The organism is Photorhabdus namnaonensis (genome assembly GCF_001684335.1).
Classification (GTDB): Bacteria; Pseudomonadota; Gammaproteobacteria; order Enterobacterales; family Enterobacteriaceae; genus Photorhabdus; species Photorhabdus namnaonensis.
The window spans coordinates 2586-3334 of sequence record NZ_LOIC01000052.1; the positions used below are offsets into that span (position 1 = coordinate 2586).

Genomic DNA, 749 nt, shown 5'->3' on the forward strand with positions numbered 1-749 from the left:
TCTGGCCCGGATGCAGCTCAGCGGCCTGGCGGGGTTTACCGAAGGCTGCGAACTGCTGGCCGGGGTGATGGTCAGCCAGTGGGATGCACTGTGGCCGCCGCAGCCGGCGGTCCGCACTGAGATGCTGGACTGGTTTAACACCCGCAGCGGCAACGCTTTACGCCAGCACGACTATACCCCCCGTGACCTGCGGATGATTTACCGGGCCGAGCGGGCCTTACAGCTGATAATCGACCGGCTCCAGCAGTCCGACCTGAAACGCCTGCCAAAAGTCGAAAACCTGTTGTGGTTCTTCCAGAACACCGCCAAAAAACTGGAACAGCCCCGTATCCTGCCCAAACCCGCGGCCAAACCCGTGCAGATGCCGCCGCTGGTTTACCTCGCCGGCACTGAACCGGCGCCGTCTGAACCGGACACTGACGACGACGCGGGATACGACCACAGTCAGCCTAAAGTCCGGGTCCGTTTCCCTGAACCGCCCCCGCGGCCGATGAGCGCATTACAGGGCTTTAGCCTGGGCCTCTTACTGGGGGCGTTTGTCCTGACCGGCAGCTGGCTGGGACTTTACCGGCCGCTGCACCAGCAGCTCACCGCCCTGACTGACACCCCGGACGGGGCCAGACTGGCCTGGCTGTACCACCCCGACCTGCAAACCTATGAACAGCAGTTAACCCGGCTGGCGGACGCCTCCCCGCTGGCGGGGCTGCAACAGGCTGAACAGCTGACCGGTCTGGCACAAAAAACCTGGC

Annotated in this window: 1 pseudogene; it reads left to right on the forward strand. The window is 64.0% G+C overall.

The window, feature by feature from the left end:
• Positions 1–749: pseudogene (locus tag Phpb_RS24830) on the forward strand (type VI secretion system ImpA family N-terminal domain-containing protein); the annotation flags it as partial.